Origin of the sequence: Labilibaculum sp. K2S, from assembly GCF_030372765.1 — a bacterium.
Taxonomy (GTDB): domain Bacteria; phylum Bacteroidota; class Bacteroidia; order Bacteroidales; family Marinifilaceae; genus Labilibaculum.
The window spans coordinates 1-1026 of the sequence record NZ_JAUCMW010000074.1 but is presented as its reverse complement, the minus strand read 5'-3'; the positions used below and the strand labels follow the sequence as shown (position 1 = coordinate 1026).

Here is a 1026-nt window from a genome sequence, read left to right as displayed (position 1 = left end):
GTGAGGCTGTAGGTTCCTATGCCATTTCACAGGGAACGCTAAGTGCCGGATCGAACTACGATCTAACTTTTGTGAGTAAAGACTTTAGCATCACTAAAAAAAGCTTAGCCATTGCCGCAGAGAACAAAAGCAAAGAGTACGACGGAACAGTATACATTGGATTTACTGTTACTTACTCTGGATTTATAAGTGGCGAAGATGAAAGTGATTTATCAGGTACACTTGCTTATAGCGGAACAGCAACAACAGCAACCAATGTTGGAACCGGCTATGCAATTACTCCGGGAGGATTGACTTCATCCAATTATGCCATTACATTTGCTGCTGGTTCATTGGATATCACTCAAAAATCAATAACTGTAACGGCCGATGCAGGTCAGACTAAAGTTTACGGTGATGCAGATCCGACATATACTTACACGGCATCAGCAAGCCTGGAGACCGGTGATTCTTTCAGCGGAGCACTTTCAAGAGCAACAGGAGAAGATGTTGGTTCTTACGCCATCGGGCAGGGAACGCTAAGTGCCGGATCTAACTACGATCTAACTTTTGTCAGCAAAGATTTTAGCATCACCCAAAAAGCAATAACAGTAACAGCTGATGCAGGTCAGACTAAAGTTTACGGAGATGCAGATCCGACATATACTTACACGGCATCAGCAAGCCTGGAGACCGGTGACTCTTTCAGCGGAGCGCTTTCAAGAGCAACAGGAGAAAATGTTGGTTCTTACGCCATCGGGCAGGGAACGCTAAGTGCCGGATCGAACTACGATTTAACTTTTGTCAGCAAAGACTTTAGCATCACCCAAAAATCAATAACAGTAACGGCCGATGCAGATCAGACTAAAGTTTACGGTGATGCAGATCCGACGTTCACCTACACGACGTCTTCAACCTTGGAGACCGGTGATTCTTTCAGCGGAGCGCTTTCAAGAGCAACAGGAGAAAATGTTGGTTCATACGCCATCGGGCAGGGAACGCTAAGTGCCGGATCGAATTACACTTTAACTTTTGTGAGTAAAGACT

1 protein-coding gene is annotated in these 1026 nt (G+C 45.1%); it reads left to right on the top strand.

Going from position 1 to position 1026, the window contains the following annotated elements:
* A partial coding sequence (locus QUH73_RS20760) for an MBG domain-containing protein (protein ID WP_289532360.1) occupies positions 1-1026 on the top strand: 1026 nt, incomplete at both ends.